The following is a 15545-nucleotide window of genomic DNA, read 5'->3' on the forward strand; positions in this document are numbered from 1 at the left end:
TCAGCCTGCTGCCCCATAGAGATCATGCGCCCGACGTTCGAACGCCCGTACGATCCGTTGCATCGCTTCGTTGAACACCATTCCGATGATCCCGCGCAGCATGGCATTGCGAAACTCGAAGTCCACGAAGAACGTCACTTCGCAACCGCCCTCCACATCCACGAAGGCCCAGTTCGACACCATGTATTTGAACGGCCCGTCGATATATTCGGTGTCGATCTTCTTTGGCTCTGGCCAAAGCGTCACGCGGCTTCCGAACCGCTCGCGAAAGACTTTGAAGGAGATCACAAGATCCGCCTCCAGAATCTCCGAGCCGTCCTCGCCGGGGCGTGTTTCACGAATCCGGGCCGCTGCGCACCAAGGCAAAAATTCAGGATAAGAGCCGACATCAGCCACCAGATCATACATCTGTTGGGCGGAATAAGGCAGCGAGCGGGTTTCGGAATGGGTTGGCATGGGGCTCCGGGCGTCGTAGGCGTAACTGCGGGTTTCGACCAGCAGAACGGGAAAATCAAGGGCGTGCAATGTCTCAGGGTACCTATGTCATCGACCGGATGATCTCTGCCAAGCAGATAGCCGCCCGGATCGAAGAACTTGCGCGTGAGATCGAGGCGGAGTTCTCTGGAACCACCAAGTTGGTCGTCGTCGGGTTGTTGCGGGGCAGTTTCGTCTTTATCGCGGACCTCGTTCGCGAGCTTGATCTGCCTGTTGAGGTGGATTTCCTGGAGGCCTCCTCCTACGGGGACGGCACGGAATCCAGCAGGGAGGTGCGCATCCTGAAGGATCTGCGCGGTGCCATTGAGGGGCGCGATGTTCTGGTGGTCGAAGATATCGTCGACACTGGTTTCACACTGCATCACGTCATCGCCCTGCTGAGTTCGAGGGCTCCGGCCAAACTCCGAACGATCGCGCTGCTCGACAAGCCGTCGCGGCGCGAAACGGATGTGCGTGCCGACTGGATCGGCTTTGAAATACCCGACGAATTCGTGGTCGGGTACGGGATCGACTATGCACAGCGCGACCGTAACCTGCCCCATATCGGCAAGGTCAGGTTCACGTGAGATGAACCCGTTCTGGCTCTTGCGCATGTCGAAATGGGCGCGCCGCCCTCCCTCGCGGCGGCGGGTCATGCTGGTACTCGCCATCGCGGCGGTTGGCATCGGCATCGCGCTGGTCGAGAATTACCTCGGCTGGCCAGATTGGGCCACGCTTGAACCGCGGGGCCGTTCCGGTCTGCCGCGGTGACGCGCACGAAAAGGTGAAGTGCCCGCCGGGAAATGGTGTTTCCCCAAGGGCAGTTGTTTTTGCATAGTCACAATAGTTCAGGATCGACAGGGAGTTGACCATGAAGACATTTTTTTCCGCCGCCCTTGCGGCATCGCTTGTTCTCGGTGGCGCGGCTACAGCGCAGGATTACGCGGGACATCTCAAGGCGCGGCAGGGGCAATTTCGGATCCTGGCCATAAACTTGGGAATTCTCGGCAGTATCGCGAAGGGCGAAACCGCATACGATGAAGCAACGGCGGGCGCGGCGGCACAGTCAATCAAAGCGGTCACCATGATCAACCAAGCCCCGCTCTGGCCCGAAGGGTCGGACAACATGTCAATCGACGGGACCCGCGGTCAGCCGTCGATATGGGATGATTTCGCCGATTTCGAAAGCAAGTGGTCCGCTCTGGGCACCGCCGCTGATGCAATGGTCGTCGCTGCCGCCGAAGGCCAGGGCGCGATCGGCCCCGCATTGGGACAGTTGGGCGGCGCCTGCAAGGCCTGCCACGAGAAGCACCGCGCGCCCGAAAACTGATGCGCCGGGTCATTGGCGCTGGCCTCGGCCTAGCGGTGCTTGCGGGCGGCATCGGTTGGTGGATTACCCGGCCGGTTCCCGTCCCCCCGGAGGCAGTGGCGGATGTCACCGGCGATGCCTCGCATGGCGAGGAGGTTTTCTGGGCCGCGGGATGCGCATCCTGCCACATGGCCCCTGACGCCAAGGGAGAAGCACAACTGGTACTCTCAGGGGGGCAGCGTTTCGAAACGCCCTTCGGCACTTTCGTCGCGCCGAATATCTCTCCCAGTCCGGCAGGAATCGGCGGATGGACCCTTGAGGACTTTGCCAGCGCGGTGACCCGAGGCGTCTCTCCCTCAGGGCAGCACTATTATCCGGCGTTTCCCTATGCGTCCTATACCCACATGCGACTGCAGGATGTAGCCGATCTGAAAGCCTTCTTCGAAACGCTGCCGCCATCTGACACGGAGAGCCAACCGCACGAAGTTCCCTTCCCCTTCAGCATCCGCGCCAGCATCGGCGCATGGAAGCTGCTCAACCTTCGGAAAGATTGGGTGATGACCGATGCGGGCGGAGAGGAGATCGCGCGCGGACGCTATCTGGTAGAAGCGTTGGCCCATTGCGGCGAATGCCACACTCCCCGAGATGCCCTTGGCGGGCTCGACCGATCCGCATGGCTTGAGGGCGCGCCAAACCCTTCGGGCGAGGGGCGGATCCCGGGAATCACTCCGGCCCAACTTGACTGGAGCCAGAGCGATATCGCCTATTACCTAGAAACGGGGTTTACCCCGGATTTCGACAGCGCAGGGGGCCATATGGCGCATGTGGTCGCCAATTTCGCGCGGCTTCCCGCATCTGATCGAAACGCCGTCGCCGCATATCTCAAGGCACTGAACTAGAGGCCCAGCACGTCGACCATGTCGTATTGCCCCGGTCCCTTGTCCTGCCCCCAAAGCGCTGCGCGCAACGCTCCACGTGCGAAGACCGACCTGTCGGACGCCACATGACGAAGCACGATCCGTTCGCCCGCTCCCGCGAACAGGACGTCATGCTCACCGACAATGTCGCCCCCTCGAATGACAGAAAAGCCGATATCCCCCCGCTTGCGCGCGCCGGTGATCCCGTCGCGGGCCCGATCAGACACATCGTCGAGCCGGACGCCCCGCCCCTCGGCGGCCGCTTCGCCAAGCATCACGGCGGTGCCCGAGGGCGCGTCGACCTTGCGATTGTGATGCGCTTCGATGACTTCGATATCGTAGTCTTCGTCCAGCGCCGCCGCGACCTTTTTGGTCAATTGCATCAAAAGGTTCACACCAAGGCTCATATTACCTGCGCGGACCACGGTCGAGTGATGAGCCGCCGCCGCGATCTTCGTCAAATGCGACTCAGAGAACCCGGTCGTTCCGATGACATGCACGGCCCGCGCCTGCGCCGCGAGGGCTGCGTACTCAACTGTCGCCTCGGGGGCGGTAAAATCGATGACGGCCTGCGCGCGGGCAAAAAGCTCCAACGGATCATCACTGACCATCGCCCCCACCCGGGCACCGCCCATGGCCTCACCGATATCGCGCCCGACCCATTCGTGGCCCAAACGTTCCAGTGCTCCAACCAGCCGCGCTCGATCGCTTTCCAGCACCGTGCGGATCAACATCTGTCCCATCCGCCCGGAGGCGCCAGTTATCACGATTCCCGGCAGGTCGGTCATGCCATATCTCCTTTTCAGCAGCTTCCCTCTAGCGGCTATGGCGATACTTGGCAAAGCCTGCGCGAAAGCCTAAGTCTCGGCCATGGCCAAAAACACCTTCCATACCGGATCGGGACCCAGTCAGCGTCAACTTCGTGTTGGCGAACTTGTCCGTCGGACCCTTTCCGAAGTGCTCCAGCGGGGCGATGTCCACGATCCGGAGTTAAATAGCCTGTCGGTCACGGTTGGCGAAGTCACCGTCTCCCCGGATCTCAAGATCGCGACAGCGTATGTCCTGCCGCTCGGCGGCGAGGGACAGGATGACGTGCTGAAGCTGCTTGCCCGCAACCGGAGTGAGTTGCGCCGTCTGATCGGTAAGAAGGTCGCGTTGAAATATTCGCCCGATTTGCGGTTCCGCATCGACGAGACCTTCGACCGTCTCGATGAGACGCGCCGGCTTTTCTCGCAAGAAGCCGTGCGGCGCGACGTCGACGGCGAATGATCCGCTGGGTCCTGTTTGCATTGCTCTGGGCCATGCCTGTCGCAGCGCAGGTTGATTGCCGTGACGAAACGCATCTCGGTCAGGGGTTCGCGGTCTGCTCGGTAGATTTGGCGCAAGCCGACCTGCGCACCTTTCTCCGCGATTCCGAGGGTAAGATCCTTGGGAGTTTCTCCCGCGTGGCTCAACGTGTCGAAGCCACGGGCGACACGCTCGCCTTTGCGATGAACGCCGGCATGTTCCACGCTGATCGCTCGCCTGTGGGCCTTTATGTCGAGGATGGCGCGGAGGCCATGCGCGTCATTCCGAACGCTGGGCCGGGCAATTTCGGCATGTTGCCCAATGGTCTTCTGTGCATTGGCGAGGATCGCGCCGACGTGCTTGAGACGCGCGCGTTTATGGCGTCCGAGACGCGGTGCCGATTTGCGACCCAATCGGGTCCGATGCTCTTGGTCGAAGGCGATTTGCATCCACGATTTCTGCCTGACAGCACCTCACGATACGTCCGCAACGGGGTCGGCACCAGCGCCGATGGACAAACCGCGCATTTCGCTATTTCCAACAGCCCCGTGACCTTTCACGAGTTCGCGGAGTTCTTTCGCGATGTGCTGGGGTTAAAGACCGCACTCTATTTCGACGGCTCTGTGTCACGGCTTTACGCGCCGTCCCTGAACCGACATGACCGTGGGCTCCCGCTTGGACCGATGGTGGGGGCGGTGATCCCCGCGAATTGACAGCCCGCAGGACAGGCGCTAGGCAACCGCCCTTATCCCGCAGAGATTTGAGGACTTCCATGGCACGCAAACGCAAGGGGCGCGATATTTCCGGATGGATGATCGTGGACAAGCCTGCCGGGCTTTCCTCGGCCGCTGTGGTCAACAAGGTTCGCTGGGCGCTCGATGCCAAAAAGGCTGGTCATGCGGGAACGCTCGATCCGGAGGCAACCGGTGTGCTGGCCGTTGCACTTGGCGAGGCGACGAAAACGGTGCCTTACGTCACCGATGCTCTGAAAGCTTACGAATTCACCGTTCGGTTGGGTCAGGCGACGAATACCGACGATACCGAAGGCGAGGTGATCGCCTCATCCGACGCGCGCCCCACTGACGCGGATATTAAGGAGGCGCTGCACGGCTTCGTCGGAGAAATCCAACAGGTCCCACCGAAGTTTTCGGCTGTGAAGATCGACGGGGAAAGGGCCTACAAGCTTGCCCGCGACGGGGAAGAGGTCGAGATTGAGGCGCGGCCACTTTGGGTCGAAAGTCTGCTCATGCTGGACCGCCCCGACCAAGATCACGTGACGCTGGAACTTGTCTGCGGCAAAGGCGGCTATGTGCGGTCCATCGCGCGCGATCTGGGGGAGACGCTCGGCTGCCTTGGCCACGTGTCGCGTCTTCGCCGTGTCTGGTCGGGGCCATTTCATTCCAAAGAGGCGGTGACGCTGGCAGAGATTGAGCGGCTTGCCCGCGATCCCGCATTGGATGCGCATATCCTGCCGCTGGAAATCGGCCTTGCCGACCTACCCCAAGCGCGGATCACTCCGGAATCGGCGGCGAGGCTTCGGAATGGCAATCCGGCGATGGTGATTGCGACGGACTTGGAGTACGGCGACGAGGTCTGGGCCGCGCTCGACGGGCAAGCCGTAGCCGTTGGGACGTATCGCGCGGGAGAATTGCACCCCAGCCGTGTGTTCCTTCACTGATGGGCGCGGGGGCCCTGATCGAGCGTGGTTTCCTCAAGGGTGACGCGCAATCGACCGCGATCTATTCCCCTTGCGAGCGCTATAGGTATTCTCTCACTCGCATTTGGGACGAACGTGAACGGCGGGCGCTTTTTGTCATGCTCAATCCCTCCACGGCGACGGAGATACAGAACGATCCGACAGTGGAGCGATGTGAGCGGCGCGCACGCGCATTGGGGTTCGGCAGCTTTACCGTGACGAATATCTTTGCGTGGCGCGACACCGATCCGCAGGCGATGCGCCGCGCAGAAGATCCTGTAGGGCCACGAAATGATGACGCGATCCGCGCTGCGGCGATGGAGGCGGACCAAATCATCGCGGCCTGGGGTACCCACGGCGTTCACTTGGGTCGCGGTCCCGCCGTTGCAAACCTGCTGAGAGAAACCGGGAGGCCGCTCCATCACCTCGGCTTGACGAAGGATGGCCACCCGCGCCACCCGCTCTACATTGGGTATCACGTACAACCGACACTCTGGACCTCGGCCGACGAGCGAGCCCGCGCATGACCGACCGCCTCCCCGATACCGAATCCATTGAGGGCTTGCGCCGGGAACTGGCCCGGATGAACAATCACAGGTTCATCCGCATCCACAATTCCGCCTACCGCCTGATGTGGTTCCAATTTCTGAGGGGGCTGGCATTCGGCTTGGGGTCCGTGCTCGGCGCATCTATCCTCGTATCGATCCTGACCCTGATCTTGAGCCAGTTCGAGTTCGTTCCGGTGGTCGGAGAGTGGGCCGCGCAGGTCGTCGAGGAAATCCGGCGAGAGCTGCCGGATCTGGACCAGTAGCGCGATCCATTAACCTACCATCGCGTTTCCGGCTATTTGCAAAGGGCTGTTTCGCATAGGTTCTTCGGGATTTGGTGTGAGGCGCGTGTTCATGTTGGCTATTCTTGGTTTACTGGGCCTAGTGACCACCGGGGTGGCGATGTCCGGCCTGCTCGACGAGGGCATGGATACCGACGACGCCAATGGCGAATTCTCAGAATCGGCGGAAAACGAAGACCAGCCGCACAACCAACATGCCCCCGATCTTCTGGAAGAGAGCCAGCATGATCTTGCCCGGGAGGATACGTTTTCCGGCAACCAAGGCGCGGATGGTGGAGGGTCCGTTTCGGAAATCCATGCGGGCCGCTACGCCAGCGCCGAAGACGACGCCGAGCTTCCACAGATGCCTGAAGAGCACCCCGGCGAAGTCCCCGAGTTCACTGAATTCGATCCCCGACAAGATATCTTGTCGATCTATTATCAGGAGACCGGCACGGGCCAAGCGCCCGAGCTTATTGTCGAGCCCGACCCCCAAGACAGCGGCGTCACCCTCGTATCCGTGGATGGACAGCCCGTCGCCCGCATGCTCGGGGAACCAGAGGAAGTCGCTTCGGCCATCGCGCTTTTCCCAGAACCCAACGTCTAAAGCTTCTCATGGGTCCGCATCTAACACGTGGCGGACTTGCGACGACGCCGGTAGGTTGGTAGCTGTCCGCCCGTGTCTGGACACCGATGGAGGATGCCATGGACGAGACGACGCCGGAGCTCCTCAAATTCGGTTGGGAAGAATGGGTGGCCCTGCCCGGGCTTGGTGTGCCCGCCATTCGGGCAAAGGTAGATACCGGCGCGCGCACCTCTGCATTGCACGCCTACGAGATCGAAACGTTCGGCCCCGCGAATGAGCCGAAGGTTCGATTTCTGCTCCACCCTGTGCCCGGACGTGACGATCTCGTGATTCCATGCTCTGCACCGATCCTTGATCGACGCGAGGTGACGTCTTCGAATGGTGAAAGCGAATCCCGCTTCGTAATCGAAGCGCGGCTTGAGGTCGGCGGTCAGGCGTGGCCCATCGAGATCACCTTGACGAACCGCGACCGGATGAACAGCCGGATGCTGCTCGGGCGGCAAGCGCTGAAAGATCATATCTCCATCGTCGCGACGGATCGCTTCTGTCAGCCGGAGTTGAGTTTCGACGTCTACACGACCCGCAAGATGCGCGAACAGGCGCCCAAGCGCTCGCTGCGCATCGCCGTGCTTTCCCGTGAAAATAACTACAGCACTCGGCGTCTCGTCGAAGAGGGCGAAGCGCGTGGCCATACCGTTGAGGTGATCGACACCACACGGTGCTATATGGCGATCAACGCACTGGCGCCCGAGGTGCACTATGATGGCAAGCGCCTCCCCCGATATGATGCCGTGATCCCGCGCATTGGCGCGTCGATCACGCCCTATGGCACGGCAGTCGTGCGTCAGTTCGAAACCATCGGGACCTTTTGCGTCAACGGTGCAGCAGGCATCACGGCCAGCCGCGACAAGCTTCATGCCCATCAAGTTCTGGCCAGCCAGCGTATCGGCATGCCGACCACGGCGTTTGCGGCTTCGCCCAAGGACACCTCAAACCTGATCGGGTTGGTCGGGTCCGCGCCAATCATCGTGAAACTGCTCGAATCGACCCAAGGCAAAGGTGTCGTTCTGGCGGAAACCAAAAAGGCCGCGGAATCGGTGATCGACGCATTCCGCGGGTTGAAGGCGAACTTCCTCGTTCAACATTTCGTCAAGGAAGCCGCGGGCGAGGATATCCGCTGTCTTGTCGTTGGTGGGCGGGTCGTCGCCTCAATGAAGAGAACCGGCGCCGACGGCGATTTTCGATCCAACCTGCACCGCGGCGGGTCCGCGACCGCAGTAAAGATCACCAAGGCAGAGCGCGAAACAGCCGTTCGGGCCGCCAAGGCCTTTCGTTTGGGTCTTGCCGGTGTCGATCTGCTGCGCAGTTCCGAGGGGCCAAAGGTGCTCGAAGTCAATTCCTCACCCGGCCTCGAAGGGATCGAAGGCGCGTCGCGCAAGAATATCGCGGCCCTGCTCTACGATACGATCGAAACACGTGTTCGCCCGGCCCCCGTTCGCAAACGCGCTGTCCGCACCACCGGACAGGGTGACTGACTAGAAGGGCGCCTTTTTCCTGAACTTCATGCCGCGCCCTCCATCGGGGTGGCGCAGGCGCAATTCCTCGGAGTGTAGCATCAACCGGGGATAATCGCGCGCCGCGCCCTCGGCATAGAGCGGATCCCCGAGGATTGGGTGCCCAATGGCGAGCATATGGACTCTGAGTTGGTGGCTGCGCCCTGTCTGGGGCATCAGGCGCACGCGGGCCTCTCCGTCCCTTGCGGAGACGACCTTGTAATCGGTCAGCGCCGCCCGTCCATTTTCGTGATCCACATGCTGTCGGGGCCGGTTCGGCCAGTCGACACCGAGCGGGAGGTCAATCTGACCCGACCGTTCCGCCGGGCAGCCGCTGATCCGCGCCACATAGCTTTTGCGTACCTGTCGCTTTTCGAACTGAAGACCCAGATGGCGTTGCGCATGTGGGGTCAGGCCAAAGACGATGATCCCGGACGTGTCCCGATCAAGCCTGTGCACCAGCAGCGCCTGCGGGAAGGCAACCTGGATACGCGACAGAAGGCAGTCGGCAAGCTCGGGTCCTTTCCCCGGCACGGAGAGCAAGCCCGCCGGTTTGGCGACGACAACAATTTCGTGGTCGGCATGTACTACATCAAGCGGATCGTCGGGTGGGGAATAGTCGCTGCTCATTACCCCCATGTGGCCTATAACCCGCTACAGGACAAGATGCGCCTAGCCCACGGCAAGCCGCGCCGCCAACCCACCGAACAGAACCGCCGCGATGCGATTGAGAAGACGCGCCCCACGCCGTATGCGGGCCGCAAGGAGCCCCGCGAAATATCCCAGCAAGCACCCTGTCGCCGCCGCACTCAGGACGAGAAAGCTACCCAGCCACAGGATCTGGTGGGCAACGGGGCCAGCCTCGGGGTTGGTGAACTGGGGCAGAAACGCCAGTATGAAAAGAGCCACCTTGGGATTGAAGAGGTTGGTGAGCAACCCGCGCCTGAACGCCTGAACGACATCCGAGCGCCCTCTTACGGTCGTCGGCTCCGACGCGTTCCAGCTTCGCCACGCGATATAGAGAAGGTAGGCAGCGCCTCCGAAGCGGATCACGTCGAGCGCCATAGGCACTTGCGTCAGAAGTGCGGCAAGACCTGCCGCAGCCAAAAGGATGTGACAGAAAACACCCGCCGCAACACCGAGCGCCGCCGCGCAGCCGCCGCGCAAACCGCCCGCAAGGCCGGACGCGGTGATAAACATCATGTCGGGCCCGGGTGTCACGTTGAGCAGCAATGCCGCCATTGCGAACACACCGATCACAACCGGATCCATGGCAAGCAAAGTGGTTAGCATGGAAGGGCCTCAAACACGCCGCGCAGAATTCGGCTCAATTCGCGCGCATCCGTCTCATCGAACGAAGCAGGCTGATTGCTGTCTATATCAAGCACACCGATGATTTCTCCCCGACCGTTCCGCACGGGCAGGACAATTTCGGAGCGGGTGGAACTGGAACAAGCGATATGACCGGGGAAAGCCTCTACATCATCGACAAGCTGAACCTCGCCTGTGCGCGCCGCCGCGCCGCACACGCCCCGATCAAAGGAAATGGACAGACAGCCATGGCCGCCCTGATAGGGTCCGATCTTTAGCAGACCCGGAGCGACGACCCGATAAAACCCGGTCCAGTCAAAGCGCGCATCACTATGATGCAGCTCGCACGCAATGGTCGCCATGAGAGCTACTTCGTCCGTCTCCCCCTCCGTCAGAGAGGAAATCACCTGCCGCAGGTCATCGTAGTTCACGCGCATATCATGCCCCTTCTCGCACTTTGCCCAGATGCTCTTCTTTTCGTCCAATCGCAAGCCATGCGGATTAACACCGGGGAAAGCATTTACATTCTACTCTGCGCTGAACCGATGGAAGAAGAGTGGCAAGCGTGATGGATATCCGAATCGAACCCCATCCCGATGCACATGTCGTGCATGTGGCAGAATCGCGTATCGACGCGAGTTCCGCGATCCAGTTCAAGGACAAGGTACGCAACCTGATCGACGGGGTCGAAGGGCGCGTCCTGCTGGATCTTGGTGAAGTCGATTTCGTAGATTCCAGCGGTCTGGGCGCCATAGTGGCCGTGATGAAGATGCTCGGCGCGGGCCGCCGGCTTGAACTCGCGGCGCTGCGGCCAAATGTCGAGAAGGTGTTCCGTCTCACCCGGATGGACAAGGTCTTCATCATTCACGACAGCGTGGAAATCGGGCTTGCCCCTCACGCGGCATAAGCCGATGGGGCCATCCGCCTAGAGGGCTGTCTTTCATGCGTTACGACATCCCCGCCACGTCTCACGAGGTCCACCGCGCCCTCTCGTCGCTGACGGGCGATTTTGCCGATCACGGCCTTGGAACGGAAACCTCGGGGACACTGCAACTCGTCCTTGCAGAAGCGCTCAACAACATTGTCGAGCATTCCGGCTGCGCGCCGGAGGATTGCATCACCCTCACATTGGATTTTCAGTCGCACGCCGTGCAATGCGCGCTCCGGGATGCAGGCATGCCCCCTCCTGACGGGCTGCACAGCACGGATGCCGAGTTTGCAGCGGTCGAGGAACTCCCCGAAGGCGGCTTCGGACTACAGATCATTTTCGGGCTCGTGACCGATCTGACCTATCGTCGATGTGGGGCGTACAACATCCTGTCCTTTTCTCTGCCCCATCAAACCTGAAGAGCCGCGAAATTGCCCCATTCGGCCCTGAAAGCCGCCGCATTCATCCCCTAGTTTCACTACAGTAGCTGCTTGAGGCTCCCCCGGGGTTGCACATAAATTGCCCCCACCCAAGTGTGGCGCCGGGGACCTCACAGCGAAGACCGCCCTCCTCGCCAAGAGGGCATTGGCTTCCCCATTTTCACCCGCTACGGTCCCAGGGATATTCAAATGGGGAGACGAAGATGCGCGATTTTCACCAACCAGGCCGATCGGCCGTCTACGCCGATAACGGGATGGTGGCGACGTCGCATCCTCTTGCTGCCCAGGCCGCCCTCGACATCCTGAAGAAGGGCGGCAACGCAATGGATGCGGCGATAGCGGGGGCGATACTGCTGGGGATCTGCGAGCCGCAGATGACCGGGATCGGTGGCGACTGTTTCGCCCTTTGGTCACCCGCAGGCAGCGACGAGATCCACGCGATGAACGGATCGGGCCGTGCGCCGGCGGGATCAGATGCGGACGCTCTGCGCGGCGAGGGCCACTCGACCATGCCGCTCAACGACGCGCGCTCCGTAACCATTCCGACGGCCATTGATGCGTTTTGCCGCCTGAGCGAAGAACAAGGTAAATTGGGGCTTGAGGCGATCCTCGCCCCCGCGATCCAGTATGCGGACTCCGGCGTTCGGGTCGCCCCAAGGGTCGCCTTTGATTGGCCAAATTGCGCAGACGTTCTTCAGGGCGATGCGCTGCGACATTTTCTGCCCGCGGGTACCCCGCCCAAACCCGGCACACTCTTCCGCGCTCCGGGTCAAGCGGAGGTACTGCGCCGGATCGCAGCGTCCGGGCGCGATGCATTCTACACCGGCGAAGTGGCCGAAGACATGGTCTCGGCGCTTCGGCAGTTGGGCGGCGCGCATACTCTCGACGATTTCGCAGCGGCTCGCGCGGATTATTCCGACCCCATCAGCAGCCACTATGGCGGGATCGAGCTTGTCGAGCACGCACCCAACGGGCAAGGTGCCACCGCCATGCTCATTCTCAACATCCTCGCGCAATTCGATATCGCAGCGATGGAGCCTTTTGGCCCCGAGCGTGCACATATCGAGGCCGAGGCGACCAAGCTGGGCTATGACGCGCGAAACCGCTTCCTTGCCGATTTCGATTATGTCACCCGGCTTGAGCATATGCTCTCCATGGATACCGCGAAAAAGCTCGCGGCACAGATCGATCCCAAGCGCGCGATGGCACAGGCCAGCACCGTCTCGGAGGCAATCCACAAGGAAACGATCTATATCACTGTCGTGGATCAGGATCGCATGGCCGTATCGCTGATCTATTCGATCTTTCACGGGTTCGGATCGGGCATTGCCTCTGACAGGTTCGGGATCCTTTTCCAGAATCGCGGCGCGGGGTTCTCACTCGAACACGGGCACCCGAACGAACTCGCCCCCGGCAAGCGGCCCATGCACACGATCATTCCCGGCATGACGCGCCGCAATGGAGCGGTCGAAATGGCGTTTGGCGTTATGGGCGGCGCGTATCAGGCGAACGGTCATGCGCGGGTGCTCACCAATATGGAAGACTTCGGTATGTATCCCCAAGCCGCGCTCGATGCCCCCCGCAGCTTTCCCGACGCGGGCATTTTGACCGTCGAGCGTGGGTATTCCGACGCAACACGCGCTGCCTTGTCGGAGATGGGGCATCATGTTGAGATCCCGCAGACACCGATCGGCGGGGCACAAGCAATCCGGCTTGATACGGATGGATATCTCGAAGGAGCGTCAGATCCCCGCAAGGACGGTTGCGCGCTCGGGTACTGACCGGTCAGTTCATCTGGACGTCGAGGTGATAGGCGCCATCTTCGAAGGCCCCAAAAATATCCTCGATGTCGGGGTGATCCACCGGTTCGCCTGACCTGTCGACTTCGAGGTTTTGCTCGGAGACGTAAGCGATGTAGTAGGATTGCTCGTTTTCAGCCAGAAGATGATAAAACGGTTGCTCCCGCGTGGGGCGGCTGTCCTCTGGTATGGCCGAATACCACTCTTCGGTGTTGCTGAATTCTGGATCAACGTCAAAGATCACCCCCCGGAAGGGGTGTTTCCGGTGGCGGACCACTTGACCCAGACGATATTTAGCGCGTGATTTCAGCATGACATAGCTCGGCAAACAAACACGGAACTTGCCATGAGTGCGTGGCAATGTCCACCGACCGCGCCCAGAATCCCGGAAACAGAGTGTCGCAAGGCGCACTCCCACGCTGAACCACCGGAATTATCGTTTCCCCGCCTGCACAGATCGGGTAGGATGCCGGCAACAATGCCGAAAACGGCAAGATAACGAGCGAGAGGCAGATGAGCAGACTTCTTCGCGCTTTGGCGATTACGATTCTATTGGCGTCCTGTGGTGGCGGCAATTATTCAGCGCCGCGCAACCTGGACAACGCATGCCGCATTCTGGCGGAACGCCCACAATTCAGGCGCGCATTCCGTGCCACCGAGCGGCGGTGGGGCGTGCCCGTGCACGTGCAAATGGCGACGATCTATCAAGAGAGCAAGTTCATCGGTAACGCGCGAACGCCTTACCGCTATGCCTTGGGGATCATCCCGATGGGGCGCCAAAGCTCCGCCTATGGTTATGCGCAAGCGCTGGACGCGACGTGGGACGAGTACAAGGACGAGACGAGTAGCCGCTTTGCCCGGCGCGATGACATCGGCGACGCGACGGACTTCATGGGTTGGTACATGACCCTCACCAGAGAGCGGAACGGCATTTCGCTTTACGATGCGCGCAATCAATACCTCGCCTATCACGAAGGCCATACCGGTTATTCGCGTGGCAGCTATAACGCCAAGTCCTGGCTCGTACGCGTGGCAGGTTCGGTTGATAGTCGGGCAAACATGTACCGCGCACAGCTCGCCACCTGCCCCTGATCCCGGAGCGATGCATGGCCGCTGGCTGAAATGCCACAGCGCGCGCTGCCTCTCTCTGCACGGCTAGACGCAGCGCACCCTCGCGGGGTATCATTTTTGCAACGAACGGGGCGAAACGACCCCGGCATCTGAGGCACGACGCATGTTTCCCGAACGGTTTTCGGACCTTCCGGCCTACGCCTTTCCGCGCCTGCGTGCGTTGTTGGATTGTCGTGAACCGGGAGGGGACATTTTGCACATGACAATCGGGGAGCCGCGCCACGCGCCGCCCGATTTCGTCATGCGTATCGTCGCCCAGACCAGCGCCGATTTTGCGAAATACCCTCCCAACGACGGGACCGAGGCATTTCAATCTGCCATCTCGGGGTGGGTCCTTCGCCGCTATGGGGTCGAACTGGCGGCCGCGTCTCAGGTCCTGCCGCTCAACGGAACGCGTGAGGGTCTATACAACGCGGCGATGGCGCTTTGCCCGGAGCAAAAAAACGGGGCGAGGCCGGTGGTTCTCATCCCGAACCCCTTTTATCAGGTCTACATGGTGGCCACGCTGTCGACCGGCGCGGAGCCGGTCTTCGTACCCGCGACCGAGGCCACCGGCTTTTTGCCCGATTATGCCGCGCTGCCTGCGGATGTGCTGGACCGCGTCGCGCTGGCTTATGTCTGCTCCCCGTCGAACCCTCAGGGTGCTGTCGCCGATCGGGACTATTGGAAGGCCCTCATTTCCCTTGCCGAGAAACACGATTTTCGGATTCTCGCAGATGAATGCTATTCGGAAATCTACCGCACTGCACCGCCGGTCGGGGCCCTCGAAGTCGCGAAAGAGATGGGTGCGGATCCCGAGCGGATGGTAATCTTTCACTCCCTTTCCAAGCGTTCCAACCTGCCCGGATTGCGCAGCGGATTTGCCGCCGGCGGCCCCGAGAGCATTGCGCGAATGAAACAACTGCGCGCCTATGCGGGCGCGCCCCTGCCTCTCCCCATCCAGCATGCCTCTGCCGCTGCTTGGGACGATGAGGCCCATGTGGTTGAGAACCGGGCGCTCTATCAGGAAAAGTTTGCGCTGGCGGATCAGATATTCGCCGGGATTCCGGGCTATGCAGGGCCCGAAGGGGGATTCTTTCTCTGGTTGCCCGTCCCCGATGGGGAACAGGCCGCCGTGAAGCTTTGGGAGGAAACAGGCATCCGGGTGCTTCCCGGTGCCTATCTCGCTCGCGAAGTCGATGGCGTGAACCCCGGCGCGAGGTATCTGCGCGTGGCCATGGTTGCCCCTGCTGCGGAATTGGCGGACGGGCTCTCCCGGCTCCGCGCGTGTTTGTATGATTAATCA

General features: G+C 61.2%; 22 protein-coding genes. 16 read left to right on the forward strand and 6 right to left on the reverse strand.

The window, feature by feature from the left end:
• Nucleotides 1-456 carry a type II toxin-antitoxin system RatA family toxin gene (locus tag BM234_RS11680; protein ID WP_092065264.1) on the reverse strand — a complete coding sequence of 152 codons (456 nt, stop codon included), beginning with the start codon at nt 454-456 and terminating at the stop codon, nt 1-3.
• Nucleotides 457-524: 68 nt separating this feature from the next.
• Here BM234_RS11680 and hpt point away from each other — a divergent pair, with 68 nt between their 5' ends.
• From hpt to BM234_RS11700, 4 genes are all read left to right on the forward strand, one after another.
• The gene (hpt, locus tag BM234_RS11685; protein WP_092064952.1) at nt 525-1061 is read left to right on the forward strand and encodes a hypoxanthine phosphoribosyltransferase; all 537 of its coding nucleotides are present in this window, start codon (nt 525-527) and stop codon (nt 1059-1061) included.
• A gap of 1 nt (nt 1062) precedes the next feature.
• Nucleotides 1063-1245 carry a hypothetical protein gene (locus BM234_RS11690; RefSeq protein ID WP_092064955.1) on the forward strand — a complete coding sequence of 61 codons (183 nt, stop codon included), beginning with the start codon at nt 1063-1065 and terminating at the stop codon, nt 1243-1245.
• Between the two features lie 100 nt (nt 1246-1345).
• Entirely contained in the window at nt 1346-1804 is a 459-nt protein-coding gene (locus BM234_RS11695; protein WP_092064958.1) for a c-type cytochrome, read from the forward strand.
• A complete protein-coding gene (locus BM234_RS11700) occupies nt 1804-2682 on the forward strand; it encodes a c-type cytochrome (protein WP_092064961.1) in 879 nt (292 codons plus the stop codon). Before BM234_RS11695 ends, BM234_RS11700 begins: the two co-directional genes overlap by 1 nt.
• Here BM234_RS11700 and dapB read toward each other — a convergent pair.
• Nucleotides 2679-3488: a 4-hydroxy-tetrahydrodipicolinate reductase gene (gene dapB, locus BM234_RS11705; protein WP_092064964.1), complete on the reverse strand. Its 810-nt coding sequence runs from the start codon at nt 3486-3488 to the stop codon at nt 2679-2681. The genes BM234_RS11700 and dapB overlap by 4 nt on opposite strands.
• Before the next feature lie 82 nt (nt 3489-3570).
• Between dapB and rbfA the strand changes: the two genes are divergently transcribed.
• The 7 genes from rbfA (at nt 3571) to rimK (ending at nt 8633) form a co-directional block, all read left to right on the forward strand.
• Complete coding sequence (gene rbfA / locus BM234_RS11710) at nt 3571-3969, forward strand: 30S ribosome-binding factor RbfA (protein ID WP_092064967.1); 399 nt, start codon at nt 3571-3573, stop codon at nt 3967-3969.
• The gene (locus BM234_RS11715) at nt 3966-4700 is read left to right on the forward strand and encodes a phosphodiester glycosidase family protein (RefSeq protein ID WP_092064970.1); all 735 of its coding nucleotides are present in this window, start codon (nt 3966-3968) and stop codon (nt 4698-4700) included. Before rbfA ends, BM234_RS11715 begins: the two co-directional genes overlap by 4 nt.
• A 59-nt stretch (nt 4701-4759) precedes the next feature.
• Nucleotides 4760-5665 (forward strand): tRNA pseudouridine(55) synthase TruB, encoded by a 906-nt coding sequence (gene truB / locus BM234_RS11720; RefSeq protein WP_092064973.1) that lies wholly within the window; start codon nt 4760-4762, stop codon nt 5663-5665.
• Nucleotides 5665-6210: a DUF1643 domain-containing protein gene (locus BM234_RS11725; RefSeq protein WP_092064976.1), complete on the forward strand. Its 546-nt coding sequence runs from the start codon at nt 5665-5667 to the stop codon at nt 6208-6210. The genes truB and BM234_RS11725 overlap by 1 nt, the downstream gene beginning before the upstream one ends.
• On the forward strand, nt 6207-6494 hold the full coding sequence (locus BM234_RS11730) for a DUF5665 domain-containing protein (protein WP_092064979.1): 288 nt from the start codon (nt 6207-6209) through the stop codon (nt 6492-6494). Before BM234_RS11725 ends, BM234_RS11730 begins: the two co-directional genes overlap by 4 nt.
• A gap of 91 nt (nt 6495-6585) precedes the next feature.
• Nucleotides 6586-7119, forward strand: coding sequence for a hypothetical protein (locus BM234_RS11735; protein ID WP_139226799.1), 534 nt, complete (start codon nt 6586-6588; stop codon nt 7117-7119).
• 98 nt (nt 7120-7217) lie between these two features.
• On the forward strand, nt 7218-8633 hold the full coding sequence (rimK, locus tag BM234_RS11740) for a 30S ribosomal protein S6--L-glutamate ligase (RefSeq protein WP_245752606.1): 1416 nt from the start codon (nt 7218-7220) through the stop codon (nt 8631-8633).
• Here rimK and BM234_RS11745 read toward each other — a convergent pair whose 3' ends face one another.
• Genes BM234_RS11745 through BM234_RS11755 form a run of 3 tightly spaced genes read right to left on the reverse strand, consistent with a single transcriptional unit; the run spans nt 8634 to nt 10399 of the window.
• Entirely contained in the window at nt 8634-9281 is a 648-nt protein-coding gene (locus BM234_RS11745; RefSeq protein ID WP_092064989.1) for a pseudouridine synthase, read from the reverse strand.
• A gap of 42 nt (nt 9282-9323) precedes the next feature.
• On the reverse strand, nt 9324-9944 hold the full coding sequence (locus BM234_RS11750; protein ID WP_092064992.1) for a LysE family translocator: 621 nt from the start codon (nt 9942-9944) through the stop codon (nt 9324-9326).
• Nucleotides 9938-10399 carry a GAF domain-containing protein gene (locus BM234_RS11755; protein ID WP_092064995.1) on the reverse strand — a complete coding sequence of 154 codons (462 nt, stop codon included), beginning with the start codon at nt 10397-10399 and terminating at the stop codon, nt 9938-9940. Before BM234_RS11755 ends, BM234_RS11750 begins: the two co-directional genes overlap by 7 nt.
• Nucleotides 10400-10530: 131 nt before the next feature.
• On the opposite strand from BM234_RS11755, the gene BM234_RS11760 reads away from it, so the two are divergent.
• The 3 genes from BM234_RS11760 to BM234_RS11770 all read left to right on the forward strand — a co-directional run bounded on the left by BM234_RS11760 (nt 10531) and on the right by BM234_RS11770 (nt 13111).
• Nucleotides 10531-10869 (forward strand): STAS domain-containing protein, encoded by a 339-nt coding sequence (locus BM234_RS11760; RefSeq protein ID WP_092064998.1) that lies wholly within the window; start codon nt 10531-10533, stop codon nt 10867-10869.
• Between the two features lie 35 nt (nt 10870-10904).
• Complete coding sequence (locus tag BM234_RS11765) at nt 10905-11309, forward strand: ATP-binding protein (protein ID WP_092065004.1); 405 nt, start codon at nt 10905-10907, stop codon at nt 11307-11309.
• A gap of 224 nt (nt 11310-11533) precedes the next feature.
• A complete protein-coding gene (locus BM234_RS11770; protein WP_092065007.1) occupies nt 11534-13111 on the forward strand; it encodes a gamma-glutamyltransferase family protein in 1578 nt (525 codons plus the stop codon).
• Nucleotides 13112-13115: 4 nt separating this feature from the next.
• On the opposite strand, the gene hspQ is transcribed toward BM234_RS11770, so the two are convergent.
• Nucleotides 13116-13442 carry a heat shock protein HspQ gene (gene hspQ / locus BM234_RS11775; protein WP_092065010.1) on the reverse strand — a complete coding sequence of 109 codons (327 nt, stop codon included), beginning with the start codon at nt 13440-13442 and terminating at the stop codon, nt 13116-13118.
• A gap of 200 nt (nt 13443-13642) precedes the next feature.
• On the opposite strand from hspQ, the gene BM234_RS11780 reads away from it, so the two are divergent.
• A complete protein-coding gene (locus tag BM234_RS11780) occupies nt 13643-14221 on the forward strand; it encodes a transglycosylase SLT domain-containing protein (protein WP_092065013.1) in 579 nt (192 codons plus the stop codon).
• Nucleotides 14222-14363: 142 nt separating this feature from the next.
• The gene (locus tag BM234_RS11785; RefSeq protein ID WP_092065016.1) at nt 14364-15542 is read left to right on the forward strand and encodes an aminotransferase class I/II-fold pyridoxal phosphate-dependent enzyme; all 1179 of its coding nucleotides are present in this window, start codon (nt 14364-14366) and stop codon (nt 15540-15542) included.
• Nucleotides 15543-15545: the final 3 nt, after the last annotated feature.

The sequence above is a fragment of the Poseidonocella pacifica genome, assembly GCF_900111875.1.
Lineage (GTDB): Bacteria > Pseudomonadota > Alphaproteobacteria > Rhodobacterales > Rhodobacteraceae > Poseidonocella > Poseidonocella pacifica.